At 71.1% G+C, this 18554-nt stretch carries 20 protein-coding genes; 9 read left to right on the top strand and 11 right to left on the bottom strand.

The features are described 5' to 3' along the window. Positions 1–4: 4 nt before the first annotated feature. Positions 5–586 carry a DUF1707 domain-containing protein gene (locus tag AB0J88_RS06710; protein ID WP_364356288.1) on the bottom strand — a complete coding sequence of 194 codons (582 nt, stop codon included), beginning with the start codon at positions 584–586 and terminating at the stop codon, positions 5–7. Positions 587–644: 58 nt separating this feature from the next. Here AB0J88_RS06710 and AB0J88_RS06705 point away from each other — a divergent pair, with 58 nt between their 5' ends. Then, positions 645–1334 (top strand): hypothetical protein, encoded by a 690-nt coding sequence (locus AB0J88_RS06705; protein ID WP_364356291.1) that lies wholly within the window; start codon positions 645–647, stop codon positions 1332–1334. Here AB0J88_RS06705 and AB0J88_RS06700 read toward each other — a convergent pair. The 3 genes from AB0J88_RS06700 to AB0J88_RS06690 form a co-directional block, all read right to left on the bottom strand. Then, positions 1331–1810, bottom strand: a complete 480-nt coding sequence (locus tag AB0J88_RS06700; RefSeq protein ID WP_364356294.1) for a GtrA family protein — start codon at positions 1808–1810, stop codon at positions 1331–1333. The two genes, AB0J88_RS06705 and AB0J88_RS06700, sit on opposite strands and share 4 nt — an antisense overlap. A 46-nt stretch (positions 1811–1856) precedes the next feature. Further along, positions 1857–2585 (bottom strand): DUF899 family protein, encoded by a 729-nt coding sequence (locus tag AB0J88_RS06695; protein ID WP_364737825.1) that lies wholly within the window; start codon positions 2583–2585, stop codon positions 1857–1859. Positions 2586–2798: 213 nt separating this feature from the next. Continuing rightward, positions 2799–3815 carry an alcohol dehydrogenase catalytic domain-containing protein gene (locus AB0J88_RS06690; protein ID WP_364356300.1) on the bottom strand — a complete coding sequence of 339 codons (1017 nt, stop codon included), beginning with the start codon at positions 3813–3815 and terminating at the stop codon, positions 2799–2801. 46 nt (positions 3816–3861) lie between these two features. Between AB0J88_RS06690 and AB0J88_RS06685 the strand changes: the two genes are divergently transcribed. Next, a complete protein-coding gene (locus tag AB0J88_RS06685; protein ID WP_364356303.1) occupies positions 3862–5580 on the top strand; it encodes an IlvD/Edd family dehydratase in 1719 nt (572 codons plus the stop codon). A 97-nt stretch (positions 5581–5677) separates the two neighbouring features. Beyond that, a complete protein-coding gene (locus tag AB0J88_RS06680; RefSeq protein ID WP_364356306.1) occupies positions 5678–6709 on the top strand; it encodes a hypothetical protein in 1032 nt (343 codons plus the stop codon). Positions 6710–6767: 58 nt separating this feature from the next. On the opposite strand, the gene mraY is transcribed toward AB0J88_RS06680, so the two are convergent. Beyond that, the gene (mraY, locus tag AB0J88_RS06675; RefSeq protein WP_364356309.1) at positions 6768–7871 is read right to left on the bottom strand and encodes a phospho-N-acetylmuramoyl-pentapeptide-transferase; all 1104 of its coding nucleotides are present in this window, start codon (positions 7869–7871) and stop codon (positions 6768–6770) included. 148 nt (positions 7872–8019) lie between these two features. After that, a complete protein-coding gene (locus AB0J88_RS06670; protein ID WP_364356312.1) occupies positions 8020–9546 on the bottom strand; it encodes an MFS transporter in 1527 nt (508 codons plus the stop codon). Between the two features lie 118 nt (positions 9547–9664). Here AB0J88_RS06670 and AB0J88_RS06665 point away from each other — a divergent pair, with 118 nt between their 5' ends. Beyond that, complete coding sequence (locus AB0J88_RS06665) at positions 9665–10003, top strand: hypothetical protein (RefSeq protein ID WP_364356315.1); 339 nt, start codon at positions 9665–9667, stop codon at positions 10001–10003. Here the strand turns inward: AB0J88_RS06665 and AB0J88_RS06660 are convergent, their stop codons facing one another. Then, positions 10004–10225 carry a CDGSH iron-sulfur domain-containing protein gene (locus AB0J88_RS06660; RefSeq protein ID WP_364356318.1) on the bottom strand — a complete coding sequence of 74 codons (222 nt, stop codon included), beginning with the start codon at positions 10223–10225 and terminating at the stop codon, positions 10004–10006. 71 nt (positions 10226–10296) lie between these two features. Between AB0J88_RS06660 and AB0J88_RS06655 the strand changes: the two genes are divergently transcribed. Further along, entirely contained in the window at positions 10297–11310 is a 1014-nt protein-coding gene (locus AB0J88_RS06655; RefSeq protein ID WP_364356320.1) for an iron-containing redox enzyme family protein, read from the top strand. 1 nt (position 11311) lies between these two features. Here the strand turns inward: AB0J88_RS06655 and AB0J88_RS06650 are convergent, their stop codons facing one another. The 3 genes from AB0J88_RS06650 to AB0J88_RS06640 all read right to left on the bottom strand — a co-directional run bounded on the left by AB0J88_RS06650 (position 11312) and on the right by AB0J88_RS06640 (position 13719). After that, positions 11312–11971, bottom strand: coding sequence for an NAD(P)-binding domain-containing protein (locus tag AB0J88_RS06650; protein ID WP_364356323.1), 660 nt, complete (start codon positions 11969–11971; stop codon positions 11312–11314). 61 nt (positions 11972–12032) lie between these two features. Next, the gene (locus AB0J88_RS06645) at positions 12033–13031 is read right to left on the bottom strand and encodes an LLM class flavin-dependent oxidoreductase (protein WP_364356326.1); all 999 of its coding nucleotides are present in this window, start codon (positions 13029–13031) and stop codon (positions 12033–12035) included. Positions 13032–13110: 79 nt separating this feature from the next. Beyond that, positions 13111–13719, bottom strand: coding sequence for an HAD family phosphatase (locus AB0J88_RS06640; protein ID WP_364356329.1), 609 nt, complete (start codon positions 13717–13719; stop codon positions 13111–13113). 98 nt (positions 13720–13817) lie between these two features. On the opposite strand from AB0J88_RS06640, the gene AB0J88_RS06635 reads away from it, so the two are divergent. Continuing rightward, positions 13818–14339, top strand: coding sequence for a SigE family RNA polymerase sigma factor (locus AB0J88_RS06635; RefSeq protein ID WP_364356332.1), 522 nt, complete (start codon positions 13818–13820; stop codon positions 14337–14339). Next, a complete protein-coding gene (locus AB0J88_RS06630) occupies positions 14332–15177 on the top strand; it encodes a hypothetical protein (RefSeq protein ID WP_364356335.1) in 846 nt (281 codons plus the stop codon). The genes AB0J88_RS06635 and AB0J88_RS06630 overlap by 8 nt, the downstream gene beginning before the upstream one ends. Before the next feature lie 72 nt (positions 15178–15249). Here AB0J88_RS06630 and AB0J88_RS06625 read toward each other — a convergent pair whose 3' ends face one another. Beyond that, on the bottom strand, positions 15250–16440 hold the full coding sequence (locus tag AB0J88_RS06625) for an MFS transporter (RefSeq protein WP_364356338.1): 1191 nt from the start codon (positions 16438–16440) through the stop codon (positions 15250–15252). A gap of 59 nt (positions 16441–16499) precedes the next feature. On the opposite strand from AB0J88_RS06625, the gene AB0J88_RS06620 reads away from it, so the two are divergent. After that, the gene (locus AB0J88_RS06620) at positions 16500–17468 is read left to right on the top strand and encodes a winged helix-turn-helix domain-containing protein (RefSeq protein ID WP_364356341.1); all 969 of its coding nucleotides are present in this window, start codon (positions 16500–16502) and stop codon (positions 17466–17468) included. 153 nt (positions 17469–17621) lie between these two features. Beyond that, a complete protein-coding gene (locus tag AB0J88_RS06615) occupies positions 17622–18497 on the top strand; it encodes a CARDB domain-containing protein (protein WP_364356344.1) in 876 nt (291 codons plus the stop codon). The last annotated feature ends 57 nt before the right edge of the window (positions 18498–18554 follow it).

Here is an 18554-nt window from a genome sequence, read left to right as displayed (position 1 = left end):
GAGATCACCAGCTCCAGCGCCCCAGCCGGAACGGGTGGCGAACGATGACCGAACCCGCGGCGGCACTGCCGCTGATGACCAGATGCGGCGCCGTCGACGTCGGCTCCGGAAAGGACGGCACCCGGCAGAACACCGTGCCGGCGGTCGTGGTGAGCCGGTCGAGGTCAGCCGTCCCCCCCGGCGGCAGCACGATGACCGTGTTGCCGGCCTGCGTGGCCAACTCGATCTCCACCACGCGCTGGCTGAGCACCGCCTCACGGAAGTCGAGCTTGACCATGCCGGCCATGCTCCGCACCACCAGCTTGCGCGGCACGGCCCAGCGCCCGACGCGCCGGATCTGCCCGGCGTGGCTGCGCAGCTCGACGACCGTCTCGGCGCCGGCGACGGCCGGGACGGGGGCGCCGCCCGGCAGGTCGACGACGAAGGGCTCGATCTCACGGTACGTGCGCGCCTTGAGCGCGCCGTCGACCCGCTCCTCGAACTCGGCCATCGTCAGCCGGCCCTCGGACACCGCCGTGTTGAGCCGGGCGAGCACGCCTTCCCGGTCGGCGTCGGACATCCGAATGTCGCGCTGGTCGGCACTCACGCTGACCAATCTACGGTGCCGGCAACAACACGCCTAGTAGTCCGCCGACAATGGACGGATGCTTCCGGTGACCCCGCAGGACAGCGTCCATCGGTTCGCCCGTTCGCTCGAGGTGCCGCAGCGGCTGACGCAACTTCATCCCCGTACGCCGGGCAATGCCGGGAACTTCAACGCGCTGCCGCCGGCCGTGGTGCTCGGCGTCATCTCGGCCTTCGAGGGCTTCGTCGAGGACTTCCTCGCCACCGCCCTCCATCTGCGGGGCTACGGACTCGGCCAGATCGCGAAGCGGGTCTCGACGAACAACCCGACCGTGGCGGACTTCCTCCGCAAGTGTTCAGCGGAGTTTTCGTCCGTCCCGGCCGTCGTCGCCGGTGCTCCGCCTGTGCGGGTGTGGAACATTCCCGCCGTCAACGGGCGACCCGCGACCGAGACCATCGACTGGGACGAGATGGTTCGACGCGGTGACGGGTGGATGCAGGTGCGGCACTGCCTGACCCACGGTCTGGTCTCGGGCTGGCGCAGCGAGGTCTGGCCGGGTCCGTTGCGCGGCGCCACGACCGCGAGCAGCGTCTTGCGCGCCCGACCCGGCGGCCGGCACGCGATCGGCTTGATCGGCGCCATCTCCTGCGCGCGGATCCATCTGCACGGGGCACGCGTGATCGCGGACGCGGTCGCGGCGGAGCTCGGCGCCGTCCTCGACTGGACCGCGCTGCCCGACTTCCCGCTTGTGCGTGGCGGTGAGGGCTAGGCGCTCGGATCGGTGCGCGCGACGGTCAATGCCAGCTCCCGCTCCGCGGCCGGTGTCTGCTCCGACTCCGGGCGTCGGCGGAAGGTCCACCAGCGGTAGAGCACGTAGTTGAAGACCAGGTTGGTGCCGGCGGCGATGATCCGGGCCGGGACCAATCCGACCCCGAGCGCACCGAGCGCGGTCACGCCGGCCACCGTGAGCACGTAGTCGCCGAGCACCTGCGGCGCGAACCGGGCCAGTTGGCCGCGGACCCCCTCCCCCGAGGCGTGGAAGGCGAAGGTGCGGTTGAGTGCGAAGTTCAGCGCGTACGTCACCCAGAACGCGATGCTCACGGTCGCCGGCGCCGGCAAGGGAGTGACGGCGTCGAGCACGGCCAGCAACGTCAGGTCGAACGCGAAGCCCACGCCCGCGAGGGCGAGGAAGCGGGTGACGGAATGGCGGTATGCGAGGCGCACAATCCGCGTCGCCCGACTCACGCCGCACACCCTAGACCCGAAAGCTGCGCCGGTCAGTGCGGGGTCGTCAGGTCAGGTCGTCGGAGCGGCCCGCCTCGATGCGGGACCATTGGACGATCGGACGACCGTTCGTGCGCCAGACCTCGGGATTCCTGGCGTCGCCCCACGGCTGCGGCCAGCCGTCGGGCGAGTCCTCCCACGTCTCCTGGCGCCCGTACACGGTCATGTCCAGGAGTCCGTGGGTCGGCGCCATGATCTCCACGCCGCGGCCGCCCGTGTAGTACGTCTCGAACACCCGCTCGCCGTCCCTGACATAGAAGACCAGGTGGTGCCGCTGCCAGTCCCGACCCTCGAGGAGTCGCTCGGCCGTCTCCGCGGCCGAGTACCACGGCATCTCCAGGCCGAGGAAGTCCCGATAGCGGATGCTCTCCTCGAACGGACCTTTGCAGAGCACAGCGTACGTCGCGTCGCGGGAATGGATGTAGGACAGCTCGCGGACCTGGCTGTTGAAGAACGTGCAGCCCTCGCACTGTTCGGCGGCGGGTCGGCCCGGCCACCACGCGTGGTAGTAGGCGATGAGCTGCTTGCGGCCCTCGAAGACGTCGAGGATCGTGACCGGCCCGTCCGGACCGACGACCTCGATGCCGGCGTCGACCTCGACCATCGGCAGTCGTCGCCGGGCGGCCGCGATCGCGTCGCCTTCACGCGTGTGCGCCTTCTCCCGCGCGAACAGGGCTTCGCGCGCCTCCTGCCACGTCTGTCGGTCCACGATCGGCGGGAGGGTTGGGCTTGGCATCCGGTCGTTCATGATTCGCCTCCGGTGTGCGGTCTGGCGCGCGAGCTGCGGCCCCTGTCCCGGGGATCGTGCCCCCAACGCAACCATCTGGTTGCTTCAACCATATTGCAACCGGATGGTTGCGTCAACTGACCCATCGTCAAGGAACGCAGCGGCGTCCCACAGCGCGAGCGGACCGACGGCCAAGGGTTCGAGCCGCTCCGCGGCACACGGTCAGCGGCGCGGGTCGACGTGAACCTTCGGGGCGGCGCCCCACGCCTGCGGGCGGCGGCCCGCGAGCACGTCGGCCGCCTCGGCCAGCCCGACCGTGGCCGCGACCAGCGGCCGGGGGTCGACCGTGCCGGTCGCGTAGAGCTCGATCGTCCCCGACAGACCCCCGGACGCGCTCAACACACCCACCGCGGTCACGTCCTTGAACACGAGGTCACGCGAGTCGATCAGCGACGGCTCCTCCGCCAGGCCGATGTAGACGACCCGGCCCCCGGGCTCGACCCGCCGCACCGCGAAACCCGGCAACTCGGTCGCGTTCGTCGCGTCGACCACCGCGTCGAAGGCCAGGTCGTCCGGCAGATCACGCAGCGTCCACACCTGGGAGAAGCCCAGCCCCCGCGCGAAGGCCAGGGACGGCTCGTCGCGCCCGAGCAGGTGCACCTCGGCACCCCGGGCAGCGGCGATCTGGGCGGCCAGGAGCCCGATCGTCCCCGGCCCGAGCACCAGCAACCGGCTCGTCGGGGTCAGGGCGGCCGCCTCGACCACCCGCAGGGCGTTGCCGCCCGGCTCCACCAGCGCCCCGAGCGTCGCGTCGACCGAGTCCGGCAGCGGGTGCAGCGCGCGCACCGGCACCGACAACTGCTCGGCCAGCGCCCCGGGCCAACCGCCCCGGATGCCGATCTCGAAGCGGTCCGCGCACAGGTGCTGGCGGCCACTCAAACAGCGCAGGCAGTTGCCGCAACCCAGCATCGTGTCGCCGGTGACGCGCCGGCCCAGCCATGCGCTGTCGACCTCCGCGCCGACCGCGGACACCACCCCGCACCACTCGTGACCGATTCTGATCGGATAGGTGGCGTCGCCGCTGTGGAGATAAGCCATGTGGCCCGAGAAGAACTCGGCGTCCGTGCCGCAGACTCCGGCCCGTTCCACATCGACGATGACCTCGCCGAGACGGGGCACCGGCGGGGCCACGTCCCGCACCTCCGCCCGGCCCGGCCCGACGACGACGAACGCGCGCACCGCCACCCCCTGCCACCCGATCAGGCGAATCTTGATAATGGGCAGTATGCCTGCCCCTCTCCGCTCCGACGCGTGGTATGCCGGCCAGGACCGGAACTCCTACATCCACCGGGCCTGGATGCGCCGCGGCGCACCCGACTCGGCGTTCGACGGTCGGCCCCAGATCGCCATCGCCAACACCGCCTCTGACCTGACGCCCTGCAACATGCACCTCACCGAGGTGGCCCGCAGCGTCGCCAACGGCATCTGGGAGGCCGGCGGCGTACCCCTGGAACTGCCCGTCGTCTCCCTCGGCGAGACGCAGGTCCGCCCGACCGCGATGCTCTGGCGCAACATGGCCGCGATGGCCATCGAGGAGATGATCCGCGCCAACCCGATCGACGGCGTCGTCCTGCTCGGCGGCTGCGACAAGACCATCCCCTCGCTGCTGATGGGCGCCGCCTCGGTCGACCTGCCGGCGCTCGTGGTGCCGGGCGGCCCGATGCTCACCGGCACGTTCCGCGGCGTGCCGCTGGGTTGCGGCACCGACGTCTGGCGGCTCTCCGAGGAGGTCCGCGCCGGGACACTGTCCAACCGTGACTTCCAGGCGTCGCAGTCGGCGATGATCCGGAGCAAGGGCCACTGCAACACGATGGGTACGGCCTCGACGATGGGCCTGCTCGCCGAGGTGCTGGGCACGACGCTGCCGGGCACGGCCGGACTGCCCGCCCCCGACAGCCGCCTCCAGGCGCAGGCCCACGAGTCCGGCCGGCTCGCGGTCGAGATGGTCCGCGAGGGCCGCCGACCGAGTCAGATCATCTCGAAGGCGAGCTTCCACAACGCGATCGTGGCGCTCGGCGCGCTCGGCGGCTCGACCAACGCCGTCGTGCACCTGCTCGCCATCGCCGGGCGGCTCGGTGTCCCGCTGACCCTCGACGAGATCGACCGCGCCGGCCACGGCATCCCCCTGCTGGTCGACCTGCAGCCGGCCGGGCGGCACCTGATGGAGGACTTCCACCGGGCCGGTGGCCTGACCGCCGTGCTCCGGGAGATCTCCGACCTGCTCGACCTCGACGCGCTCACGGTCACCGGCCGGCCGCTCGGCGAGTACCTCGAGGACGGCACGATCCACGACCCCGAGGTGATCCGGCCGCGGAGCGCCCCGATGATGGCCGATGCCGGCATCGCCGTGCTCCGCGGCGACCTGGCACCGGAGGGCGCGATCATCAAGCCGGCGGCGGCGACCCCGGCGTTGCTGCAGCACCGGGGCCGGGCCGTCGTCTTCGACTCGGTCGAGGACCTGCACCACCGGATCGACGACCCGGCGCTCGACGTCGACGCCGACTCGGTGCTGGTGCTGCGGGGCTGTGGGCCGCGCGGCTACCCGGGCATGCCCGAGGTGGCCAACCTGCCGCTGCCGCGCAAGCTCCTGCAGCAGGGCGTCCGCGACATGGTGCGGGTCTGCGACGGGCGGATGAGCGGCACCGCGTACGGGACGGTCGTGCTGCACGTCGCCCCCGAAGGCGCGGCCGGCGGCCCCCTCGCGAAGGTGCGCGACGGCGACCCGATCGTGCTCGACGTCGAGGCCCGGCGGATCGACGTCGACGTGCCGGCCGCCGAGTTCGCGGCCCGCGAGCCCTCCCCCGCGATGGTCGCGGCCCTGGCCCGGCCGACCCGGGGATGGGAGAAGCTCTACATCGACACGGTTCGCGGAGCTGAAACTGGAGCGGATCTGGACTTTCTCGTCGGCGGAAGCGGCGACCGCGTGCCTCGTGACTCGCATTGATGACACGCGGCGACGGGGCTGTCGCTTTGTGCACCAGTTGCGACGGGATCTCCCTTGGGTATGCTCGTGCGCGGTTTGACGGAGGGAAACGACAAGAATGACCGCCGCGCGACGACGCTGGCTCGCTACTGTCCTTGCTCTGGTCGCCGCGGTCGCGGTAGCGGTGGTGCCGCCTACCGCCGGCTACGCCGCCCCGAACCCGACGCCGACGCCCGGCGCGCCGAAGGAAAAGGCGGTGCCGCTGCTGGGCGACCTGCTCGAGTCGACCGGCCGGCAATACGCCAAGGCCAAGGCGGTGCTCGACAAGTCCCGACAGCAGCAGCTCAAGCTCGACCTGCGGGTCCAGGCGGCAGAGCGGAAGATCAAGGAGCTGCAGCCGCAGGTCAGCGAGTTCGCGACCGAGACCTATCGGACCGGTCGCCTCACTCCGATGGTCGCGATGCTCAACGCCTCGAGCGACGGCGGTTTCCTGGAGAAGGCGACCGTCCTGGAGCGGCTGAACCAGTACAACTCGAGCCGGCTCGCCGCCCTCGTCGCCGCCGAGGAAGAGGTCGCGGCGGCCAAGGCGGCCATCGACGCCGAAGTGGCCTCGCAGAAGGCAGCGGCCGCCTCGATGGCCAAGCAGAAGAGCGCCGCCGAGCGTGAGCTCAACAAGGTCGGCGCCTTGGCCGATGATTACGGGTTGGACCCCACCAACGTGGCGGCGACCTCGCCCAAGGCCCGCCCGGCGCCGCGCTCGGCCGACGGCGGCTGGCCGGACGAGTCGTGCAACCAGGACGACCCGACCACCAGCGGCTGCGTCACGGCGCGCACGCTGCACGCGTACAAAGAGGTGAAGCGCGCCGGGTTCAACCGGTTCGTCGGTTGCTACCGGTCCGGCGGGCCCTTCGAGCATCCGAAGGGCCGCGCCTGCGACTGGTCGTTGCTCAAGAGCGGATTCGCGCGGGCCGCCAACAGCGACCAGGAGAGGTACGGGAACAACCTCGCCGCGTTCCTGATCAGGAACGCCGACGCGCTCGGGATCCTCTACGTCATTTGGTACAAACGCATCTGGTTCCCCGCTACCGGATGGAAGTCCTACAGCGGCGAGAGCGACCATACGGACCACGTGCACATGTCAATGCTTTGACGCGGTTGCGAGGCAGACGCCCGGGACAGCCCACTCGGCTGACCCGGGCGTCTCTGCTTTATCCGGCGACGGCCAGGTAGTCCGAGTAGAACAGGCCGAGGCCGATCGCCACGCAGACGCCGGCGACGATCCAGAACCGGATCACGATGTTGATCTCGCTCCAGCCGCCGAGCTCGAAGTGGTGGTGCAACGGCACCATCCGGAAGACGCGTCGGCCAGTGGTCTTGAACGAGACGATCTGGATCACCCAGGTCGTCGTGACGAGGACGAAGAGCCCGCCGATCACGATCGAGAGCAGCGTGGTGCGGGTCGCGATGGCGAGCCCGCCGATCAGGCCACCGAGCCCGAGCGCGCCGACGTCACCCATGAAGATCCGTGCCGGGGACGTGTTGAACCACAGGAACCCCAGGCAGGCGCCGGCGGCCGCGGCCGCGATCAGGGCGATCTCCAGGGGATCCCGGACCTGGTAGCAGTAGTCGTTCGCGCGGGCGTACGCGTCGTCGGCGCACCAGTGCCGGTACTGCCAGAAGCCGATCAGCGTGTACGCGCCGAACACCAGCACCGACGCACCCGTGGCCAGGCCGTCGAGGCCGTCCGTGAGGTTCACCCCGTTCGACATCGCCGTGATGACGAAGACGAACACGAGCACCGAGCCGACCTTGCCGACGTCCAGCCAGCTGATGTCGCGGAACAGCGAGATGTGCGTGCTGGCGACGGTCTGGCCGTTGGTGCTGGCCACGTAGAGCGCGGCGATGCCGAACCCGCCGGCGACGAGAGCCTGGCCGAGCAGCTTGCCTTTGGCGGACAGCCCGTCGGAGTTGCGCCTGCGCACCTTGAGGAAGTCGTCGAAGAAGCCGACCACGCCGCAGAAGACCAACAGCCCGAGCAGGACGAGAGCCGTCATGGTCGGCCCCTCCTGCGCGATCTGCCGCTCGGGCAGGGTGGTCAGGGCGATATGCCCGGCGACGTAGGCCAGGACGGTCGCCACGATGAACGCGACGCCGCCCATCGTGGGGGTGCCCTTCTTGCCCTGGTTGCTGGCGAGCCCGATGGATCGGATGGGCTGGCCGGCCTTCAGTGCGGTGAAGACGCGAATCGCCACCGGCGTGCCGACCAGCGAGATGATGAACGCGACCGCGGCCGCGACGATGACCGCCCTCACCGGCGAGCCTCCACGAGGCGGCCACCGAGCTTCCGAACCAGCGCCTGACGGGTCGATCTGCGCTGGCCGCGCGGACAGTCCTTCGAAAGATCATCGATCACGGGACATGAGCTTGCCATCCGACATGAAGCCGAGCACCCCCGGGCCTTCAGCGCCGAACCGTGGGCTCTGGGGACGTCGAGCCTTCGATGCCGTTCCTCGAAGAGACCCCCTCCTCCTTCGCGGGGTGCTCCTGGCCTACCGGCCGCAGGTGCCGGAACGCCCGTAGGCAGAGCAGGGCGGCGACGGCCATCGCGACCGCGCCGATCGCGGCCACCACGTGCAGGCCGTCGGTGAACGCGGTGCGCCCCTGGTCCAACAGCGCCGGCGGGGTCACGGCGAGGGAGTCGCCCGCGCCGGCCGGCGCGCCGTGCCGGTAGACCGCCGCCGCGACACTGCCGAACACCGCGACCCCGAGCGCGAACCCGAACTCGTTGGCGGTCTGCGCCACGGAGGCGGCCGAGCCGGCCCGCTCCGGCGGGACCGCGCCGACGACGATTCCGGTGCCGAGCGTGACCAGCGGCCCGGCGCCGATGTTGAACAGCGCCATCCCGGTGATCACTCCGGCGGCGTCGGATGCCCTGGTCAGCAGCATCAGACCGACGACCGAGATGACAAGGCCGCCGGCGATCAGCGGGGCCGGCCTGATCCGCCGGGCGGCCAGCGGCGCGACCTGGGTGGCGACGATGCCAGCCGCCACCGCGGGCAGCAGGGCCAGCCCGGCCCGCAGTGGCTGGTAGCCGGCCACGAGCTGCAGGAACTGCGTGATCAGCACCATCACCGCGCCGGGCAGCATCGTGTTGACGAACATCGCGCCGAGCGCGGTGCGGAACGTGCGCTCCTTGAACAGCCGCAGGTCGACCAGCGGGTCGGTGAGGGTGCGCTGGCGGTGCAGGAAGGCTGCCGCGAACGCCAGCCCGACGATCAACGCGGCCGCCGGGACCGTCTCGAGGCCGTGCCGGGCCAGCTCCTTGATGCCGTAGACGGCCGGGAGGATCGCGGCGAGCGAGAGCGCCACGCTGGCCAGGTCGAGCGGGGCCGGGTCGCGTCGTGGCTGGTCCTTGGGCAGCAGCGCCGGGCCGAGCGCGAGCAGCAGGAGCATCGCGGGCACGGCGATGAGGAAGACCGAGCCCCACCAGAAGTGCCCGAGCAGGATGCCGCCGACGACCGGGCCGATCGCGCTGCCGCCCATCAGCGACATCAGCCAGACCCCGATCGCGGTCGCGCGCTGCTTCGGGTCGCGGAACATGCCGGTGATCAGGGCGAGCGTGGTCGGGCCCATGGCCGCGCCGGCGACGCCGAGCAGCGCGCGGGCCGCGATCAACATGGCGGGGCTTTCCGCGTAGGCGGCCATCACCGACGCCACGCCGAACACCGCCGCGCCGCCGAACAACAGCCGCCGGCGCCCTAGTCGGTCGCCGAGCGCGCCCATCGTGATCAGGAAGCCGGACAGGAGGAAGCCGTAGACGTCGATGATCCAGAGCTGGTCGGTGCTGCCCGCGCCCAGGTCGCCGCTGAGCTGCGGCACGGCGAGCAGGAGCACGAACAGGTCGATCGAGACGAGCAGGGAAGGCAGGGCCAGCACCGCCAGCCCCACCCACTCCTTGCGCCCTGCCCGCGTGTCGGTCACATCCATGAGTACCTCTTAGGTCGTGTTTGGTTCACGACCAGAGGTCGGAGACCTCGTCCGCGTTTCGACAGCCGTTCCGAGATTCGCGGGCTACGGTGACGCCAGCCGAGCCCGCGGAGGCACGATGACCACCCACGTCAGCGACGACGAGATGCGCGCCGGCATGGCCACGACCAAGGCCTACACCGCGGTCATCCTGCGCGAGGGGCCGCACTTCGGGTCGCCGGAGACGCAGTCGATCGTGTGGGAGCACGGCCGCCGCAACTTCGGGCTCCGGGCCGACGGACTGCTCAGCATCGTCTGCCCGGTGGGCGACGACAGCGACGTGTGCGGCATCGGCATCTTCGACCTGGACCTCGACGCCACCGTCGCGGTGATGGCCGACGACCCCGGTGTCGTCGCCGGCATCTTCACCTTCACGGCCCACCCGGTGCGCAGCTTTCCCGGCGACCGACTGCCGTAACTACTCGCGGCCTGTGCCCGCCTTGAAGCGGGTTGTGCGATGCGTACCGTCGCAGAAGGGCTTGGTGCCGGACTTTCCGCACCGACACAGTGCGACCGTCGAACGCCCGGTCTCGATCGTCTCGCCGTCGACCGTGACCATCGCGAAGTCACCGCGGAGGAGCAAAGGCCCGTCCGGGTACGGCGTCACGGTCGCGGCCGGCTCCTCCTGTGCTGGTCGCATGGTGTCGGATTCCCCGTTCAGACCCGGCGAAACCCAGGTTTGATCTCCCGCCACGGGGGCATCCGCCGGCCGTGACCATCGTTTCCCCGCCACGCCTCACGGGACCTACGTTGCCGCTGGCCCGTGGCCCGGTCTCGACGGCGTTGAGGACGGCCCTGGCCGGCCCGCCGGGAGAGATCCTGGCCCCGACCTGGTCCGGCACCGACCCGCTCCACGACGAGGATCTCCAGGCCACCCTCTACCTCTGCTACGAGCAGCACTTCCAGGGGTTCGCGGGCGTCGACCCCGAGTGGGAGTGGCACCCGGAGCTGCTGGCCCTGCGTGCGGCGGCCGAGCGCCCGTTCACCGCCGCCCTGCACGAGCTCGTCGGCGACCACGAGCCGCCCACCGACGTGCCGGCGGCGCTGCTCGCTCTGGTCACCGAGCCCGACGGGCCGTCACTGGCCGCGCACGTCCGCCAGCACGCGACCTTCGACCAGTTCCGCGAGCTGCTGGTGCACCGCTCCGTCTACCAGCTCAAAGAAGCCGACCCGCACACCTTCGCGATCCCCCGCCTGCACGGTGCCGCGAAGGCGGCGTTGGTGGAGATCCAGATCGACGAGTACGGCGGTGGCCGCCCGGAACGCATGCACGCGGAGCTGTTCCGGAACACCATGGACGGCTTCGGCGTGGACAGCACCTACGGCGCCCACGTCGACCGGGTTCCCGCGGTGACCCTCGCCGGCGTCAACCTGATGTCGATGTTCGGCCTTCACCGGCGTTGGCGCGGCGCCCTCGTCGGTCAGCTCGCGGCGTTCGAGATGACCTCGTCGGAGCCGAACCGGCACCTCGCGGCCGCGGCCCGGCGGCTGGGCGCCGACGACCGGACCGCCCGGTTCTTCGACGAGCACGTGGAAGCGGACTCGGTGCACGAACAGATCGCCGCGTACGACCTCGCGGGGCGCTTCGCCTCCGACACCGTTGACGGTGCCCGGGACGTGCTGTTCGGCGCCCGCTGCGGCCTGGCGGTCAGCGCGCTCGCGGCCGACCACCTGATCAGCTCCTGGGCGGCGGGCCGCAGTTCCCTGCGGCCGCGGCTTCGGTGACTCAGGGACAGGCGGCGGCCGGAGCCACGCCGAGTGCGTCCAGTGTCGACAGCAGCTCCGCGCGGGTGAGGTCGGCACCGAAGATGTCCGACGAGCCCGGTTGCAGCACCCGCCCCGCGCCCAGCGGACGCAGCGGCACCGGGTCGAACCCCATCGCGTCGACCAGCTCGGCCACCGCCGTCACCGCGGCCCCGTCGTCGCCGGCCACCGCGAGCGCACGACGGTCGAGGTCGCCGGCGGGGCGGGTCCAGGCGTCGAGCTCGTGGTAGCCCATGTGGTTGAACGACTTCACCACGTCCACGCCGAGGAGGTCGCGGACGATCTCGCTCGAGGACGGGGTGGCGTCTTCCCACGCGGGCAGCACGCCGTCGACCGGGGGCCAGTAGTTCATCGCGTCGACCACCACGCGGCCTTTCAGGGCCGCCGCCGGGACCGTCTCCAGCCGGGCCAGTGGCACCGCGACGATCACGATGTCGGCCTGGGCGGCGGCGTCGGCGCCGGTCATCGGGACCGCGCCCGGCGCCAGGACGTCGACGATCAGGCCCAGGGCCGCGGGGTCCCCGGAGCCGGCGATCGCCGTCGGCCGCCCGGCCGCGACGCTCAGGCGGGCCAGGACGGTGCCGACCTTGCCGGCGCCGAGAACGGCCACCCGCGCACTCACGCCGACTCCTCACGCAGCACCGCGCCAACCGCGCCCGCGCCGAGTGCGGCCACCCGCGCACTCACGCCGACTCCTTGCGGACGACCGGCGCCACCTCGGTGGCGAACAGTTCGAGGCTCTTGTCGACCATGCCGGCGGGCATGCCACCGACGTCGAACTGGCCGACGTACCGGCTGATGCCGAGCAGCTCCCGGTGATTCATGATCTTGTCGATGACCTCCTGGGGACTGCCGACCAGCAGGCCGGCCCGGATCCACTCGTCGTAGGCCGCGCGCGGCATACCACCGGAAAACTGCGGAAGCTTGCTGAGGTATTCCGCGTAGTAAGGGTAGAACTCGTCACGCGCGCCCTGTGAGGTGTGACCCACGTACATGTGGCCGCCGCTGGCCACCCGCAGGCCGGCCGGGTCGTGGCCCGCGTTGGCCGCCGCCCGGTGGTAGATCTCGACCAGCCCACGCGCCGGCGCCGGGTCGGTGAAGATCGCCACGAACATCGGGGCGCCGAGGCGACCGGCCCGCACGGCGGACTGCGGCGTGCCGCCGACACCCACCCAGACCGGCAGCACGGGCTGCAGAGCGCGCGGAGTGACCAGCGCGTCGTCCAGCGGCTCCCGGGTGCGACCCCGCCAGGTGACCGGACCTTCCTCGCGGGCCAGCGTCAGCAGCAGCCGGAGCTTCTCGTCGAACAGGACCTCGTACTCCCGCAGGTCGTAACCGAACAGACCGAACGACTCGGTGAAGGCGCCGCGCCCGGCGACGATCTCGGCCCGCCCGCCGGAGAGCTGGTCGAGGGTCGCGAACTGTTGGTAGACCCGCACCGGGTCGGCGGTGGAGAGCACGGTCACAGCGGTGCTGAGCCGGATCCGCTCGGTCACCGCGGAGATGGCGGCCAGCACGAGCTCGGGTGCCGAGAGCGTGAAGTCCGGGCGATGGTGCTCACCGAGGGCGATCACGTCGAGACCGGCCTCGTCGGCGTAGCGGGCCTGGGCGACCAGGTCCGCGAGCCGCTGCCGGGTGGAGTGCGTCCCGCTGTCGCCGAACGAGTAGATGCCGAGTTCCATGATCAAATCCCCAGGTCGTACGACACAGAAGCGGAACTTAATCCTCCGCTTGTCGAGCGTAACGCGGGGGCGGGCACGGTCATTCCCCCCGCAGCGCTGCTTCGATCTCGGCGATCACCTGCGCGGTGTTCTCGAACAGCACCGCCCGAATCCCGTACGCCCGGGCGGCGGTGATGTTGACCTGCACGTCGTCGACGAAGAGCAGCTCAGCGGGCTCGACGCCCATCCGCTCGCAGGTCAGCTTCCACAGCTCCGGGTCGGGCTTGCCGATGCCGACCTCGTGCGAGTAGAGGCACTCGTCGACGAGCGCCGGCAGCCCGTAGGCGGCCTGCTCCCGCTCGCGCGCGCCGACGAAGCTGTTGCTCAGGATCCCGGTGCGGACCCTCCGGCGCAGGGCACCCGCGTACTCGATGAGCTCGGTGTTGGGGCTGCCCAGGTAGCGCTGCCACATGTCGGCCATGACCGCCTCGACCTGCTCCTCGGTGATCCCGAGCCGATCGCGCATCGCGGCGTGCACCTCGGCCTCGGTCACGGTCCCGATCGCGCCGCCCACCCACATGTCCTGCATCGCGGTGTCCATCGAACCCTCGGCCAGGCCGAGCTTCGGCTCCCACACCTTCTCGAAGTCCATGGGACCGCAGAACTCCAACACCCCACCGATATCGAAAACCACGGCTCGAATCGTCATGATCGACACGGTACGGACGAGCCCGCGTGCGCCTCCATACGTAAGTGCTACTACGAAGTACCTGCAACCGATCCGGGCGGGACGGAGTTCTGAGGGGCATGCGGGTTGATCCCACCTTCGAGGCCTTCGTCGAGCGCGAGTCGACCGCGCTGCTGCGGATCGCCTATCTGCTCACCAACGATCGCGGGCATGCCGAGGATCTGCTTCAGGTCGCGTTGTTGCGGACCGCGCGGCGGTGGGCCAGCGCGCGCGACTCGCCCGAGGCCTACGTCCGGAAGATCTTGTTGAACCTCTCGCGCGATCGGGTGCGGTGGCTCATGCGCCGCGTCCGGGAGAGACCGCTGGCGCCCTCGCACGACGGCGTCGCGGCCATCGCTTCGCATGACCACCGGGTCACCGAGCGGCGCCAGGTCCTCGAGGCGTTGGCGCAGTTGCCGGTCCGGCAACGGCAGGTCGTCGTGTTGCGCTACTTCGAGGACCGCAGCGTGGAACAGACCTCCGAACTGCTGGACATGCCGCCGGGAACGGTCAAGTCCTACACCTCCCGGGCCCTGGCCCGGCTCCGCGAACTGCTGGCCGACAACGACAGCACCAACCTTGCGAGGGCACACCATGAGTGACGACGACCAGTTCGGCCGGCGACTGGGCACCCTGCTGCGCGACGAGGTGTCCGATGTCCACCCCGCTCCGGACCTCGCCCGCCGGCTGCGCGGCCGCGCCAAACGGAAGCGGCTGGCGGTGGGAGCCGGCGCCGCTGTCCTGACCGCCACGGTCGCGGCGGTGGGGCTCCTGGTCCCCACCGGCCCGGACGGTCTGCACACCGGGCCCGGTCCGGATCAGGTCGCCGTCAGTCCCCAGGCACCCGCCCGGACCACGGATTATCTCCTGCTGGAACGCTCGGGTCGCCGTGCCGTCTGGACCGATGCCGCGACCGGTCGCTCGCGGGAGGACCTGTACGCGGATGACGGGAAGCGGTTGTCCTGGACCACCATCACCAAAGACGACGCGGATGGCGGGCGGCGGTGGCTCGAGGTGCAATGGCTGCTTCGTTGGTGGGCGGAGGGATACACGGCCACACCCTGGCTGGGGCGGATGCCGCCGCCGGATCCCTTCGAGAACCTTCCCGCCCCGGAGCCGCAAAGCATCAGCAGGGCCATCACGGACGGCACCTTCGAGGTCGTCGGCAACGAGACGGTCGACGGTCGCGACACGCTGCGGCTGCACGCGGAGACAACGGTCACGTACGGCAGCGGTAGGAATGTCCGCTCGATACCCAAGAAGTTGGAGATCTGGGTCGACCCGCACACCTACCTCCCCTGTCGCAGCATCATCACCAGTACGTACGACAACCGTGAGAGCACACAGACCACCGCGTACACCTGGTTGGAGCGCACCAAGGAGAACCTGACGGTGTTCGACGTGACCCCGCCCGCCGATTTCGACGACAAAAGCAGATAGCGAACCTCTGGCTCTTCGGGGTCGCGGACGGCCGCATCAACACGGTCCAGCTCTACGCCGACACCGCGGTCGTCACTGGCTGACCACCGTCACCGTTCCGCGATCGTGACGTCGGGCCGCCGACCCGGCCAGGGTCGCGGTCACGAGCAGGGAGCCGAGTGCCGCCACGGTCATCGCCACGGCCGGCGTGACGAGCTCGGCCAACGCGCCGACGGTCGTCGCGCCGATCGCCTGCACCGTCAGCATGCCGCTGCCGGCCAGCCCTAGTCCCTGCCCGAGCAGGTCCTCCGGCACGTCGGCCACGAACTGTTCCTGGATGGCCAGCGTGCCCGCGTAGCCGAACGACGCGAGCGTCACCAGCCCCGTCGCCCAGGCCACGTTCGGGTGCAGCACGAAGGCGAGGTAGGGCAGCGCCAGCAGGGCGTACAAGGGATAGCCGATCCTGGCCCGCAGCTCTGGACCCGTCAGCCGGCCGATGACGACGTCACCGACCAGCATGCCGGCCGCGGCCCCGACGAAGAGCACACCGGCGGCGTTACCCGCGTACGGCACGAACATCGCCTCGGCGCCCACGATCAGCCCGTTCGGCAACCATTGGGCCAGCAACAGGTTGCGCAGACGCGGCTCCCCCAACAGGCGGCGGTTGCCGCTCCAGGTGGTGCCGACCGACGCCCGACCGACCGTCCTGGGTGGACGCTCGTGCAGTCCGATCTGGACCATCGCGGCGCCGAGCACGCCGAGGCCGGCGGCGACCCAGAACGCGACGGTCGGCCCGATCAGCGCCAGCAGCGTGCCACCGAGGGCGAAGCCGACGATCTGCATCGCGCCGGTCGAGGCGTTGAGCGCGGACCGGCCCACGACGTACGCGTCGGCCGGCAGGACCTCGACCACGACCGCGTTGTTGACCGCGCCGACGACCGCGTCGCCGACTCCGGTCACCATGATCAGCACCAGCATGGCCCAGATCGGCAGGAGGCCGGTCGCGAACGTGGCGATGAGCCCGGCGTGCACCAGCCGCCACCAGACCAGCGCGGCCCGGGCCGGCAGGCGGTCGGCCAACGAAAGGAGGGTCAGGGCGCCGAGCGCCTGGGGCAGGAAGCCACCGAGGTACGCGACCGCGGCCAGCAGCGGCGACCCGGTGTGCACGAAGACGAGGGCGGAGAGCGCCAGCAGTTCGATCGTCTTGGCCGCGACCGAGATCGCGCCGGAGACGAACAGGGCACGGAACTCACGGAGGGCGAAGACGGCCCGGTAGGTGACCACGGACCGCACCCTCCAGCACCCGGGAGAGGCGGTCTATTGTTTCGTCAGGGGGCGAAACGATGGCGGTGCTGTGGGTCGGCCCGGACGAACTGGCCAAGGCCCGCTTCGCCATGTCCCCGATCGCGAACCTGACCGGCGCGCTGTTGGTGGCGGCGGGCTGGCGCGAGCCCGGCCTCGACCCGGGTTGGGTGGCCTCGACCCGGTCCGCGTTGGCGGCGGCCGACCCGATCCTGCGCGCGCTGGCCACGGTGATCCACCAGACCATGGAGCTCCCGGACGTGATCTCGATGCCACCGTCCGGTGTGGACACCACCATCGAGGAGGAGCTGGCGGCGCTGCGGGCCACCCCGCACGAGCGCGCCGTGCGCGACCTGCGGGCCAGCGCCGCCGCCCAGCGGGGTGGGCCGCCGCTGTCCCTGCCGGCCACCCTGACCCGCCCCGGCGTCACGGACCGGCTGGCCGACGCGTTCGCGGCGTACTGGGAGACGGTCATCGCTCCCCACTGGCCCCGGGTCCGGGCAGGCCTGGAACGCGACATCATCCGGCGGTCCGGCTTGCTGGCCACCTACGGCTGGGCACGCGCGCTCGACGGGCTGCGCTCCGACCTGCGGTGGCGGGCCGACGGCCGCATCGACCTGACCACGATGCCCGGGCCGTCGCACCGGTTGACCGGCGCGGACCTGCTCTTCGTGCCGAGCGCGTCCAGCGGGGGCTGGCTGAGCCTGAACCCGCCGCACACGTACGCGCTGGTCTACCGGGCCGGTGGCGTCACCGAGGCCTGGACGAGCACCGGAACCCCGTCGCCGCACCGCCTGGACCGGCTGATCGGCCGGTCGAGGGCCGCGCTGCTGATGGCGCTGGCCGAGCCGGCGAGCACGAGCCAACTGGTGGCACAACTCGGGATGAGCCTGGGCGCCGTCGGAGACCACCTCTCGGTCCTCCGCGACGCGGGCCTGGTCAGCCGCAGCCGCAGCGGCCGAACGGTCCAATACCGCCGCACGGCCCTGGGCGATGCCCTGGCCGGCTGACCACGCCGCCTCGGCGACGCTTCCCAGGCGGTTTCGGGTGTGCCTGGCCAGAGAGGGGTGAAACGGATGCCGCGCCGCCGCCGCTGAGTAGGAGGAGCGTCGCAGCGCTCTCCTCGGCCCTGCTGGGTCGAGTCCTGCTTCAGTAAGGCACCCATGTCCTTCCACGGCAAAACCCTGACCCTCGGCGTCCTGACCACCCTCGTGCTGGTCGGACTGCCCGCCGGCCCTGCCCTCGCCGCTCCCAACCGGCCCGACCTGGTCGTCAGCGCCAGCGCTGATCCCGCCACCGTCGTCGATGTCGGCGGCGGGTCGGCCGTGCGGGTCGACGTGCGCAACGCCGGCACCAAGGCCGCCCAGGACGTCACCGTCTCGTACACGATGCCGCCCGGCGGGTTCTTCACCGACGGGAACTCCGTGCCCGAGGGCTGGCAGTGCGACTTCCGCGAAGACCTGTCGTGTACGCACGGGCCGTTCGCGGCCGGCGCCAGCGCGACCCTGCGGTTCTTCGTCTCGTTCCCCGCGGCGCAGGTCGGCCAGACGGCCACGGTCACCGCGGTCGCGTCGACGTCCGGCAGTGAGCTGTCCACCGCCAACAACACCGGGCAGGCGACCGTCAGCTACATCCGCGGCGTCACCGACCTGGCCATCACCAACCTCTACGTCACCGAGCAGGCCCGGATCGGCGACACCGTCGGCATCACGGTCGACGTGACCAACACCGGCAACATGACCGCCGAGGAGGTCTACGTCACGGTTCCCGTGCCGGCGGGTCTGCAGCCGCAGTCCGAGGAGTTCGGCGAGGGCTGGTACTGCGACTTCCTCGACGACCCGGCCGCCGGCGGCCCGGCGTGGCGGTGCACCCGGTACCAGTTGGTCAACGGCTGGGGAGACTCCCTCAACCTGTGGGCGACCGTCAGGCCCGCCGCCAGCCCGGGCGACAGCGTGCCGGTGCGGGCGACTGTCACCACCAGCTCGCCCGAGGACAACCTGCAGGACAACAGCGGTCTGGCCAGCGTCAGCATTCTCTGAACCGTCGTGCGGTGGCCGCCCCGTCGGGGGCCACCGCCGTTCACCTTGGGACGGCTA

The organism is Asanoa sp. NPDC049475, from assembly GCF_040676915.1.
Lineage (GTDB): Bacteria > Actinomycetota > Actinomycetes > Mycobacteriales > Micromonosporaceae > Asanoa.
This window is presented reverse-complemented; position numbering and strand designations above follow the sequence as displayed.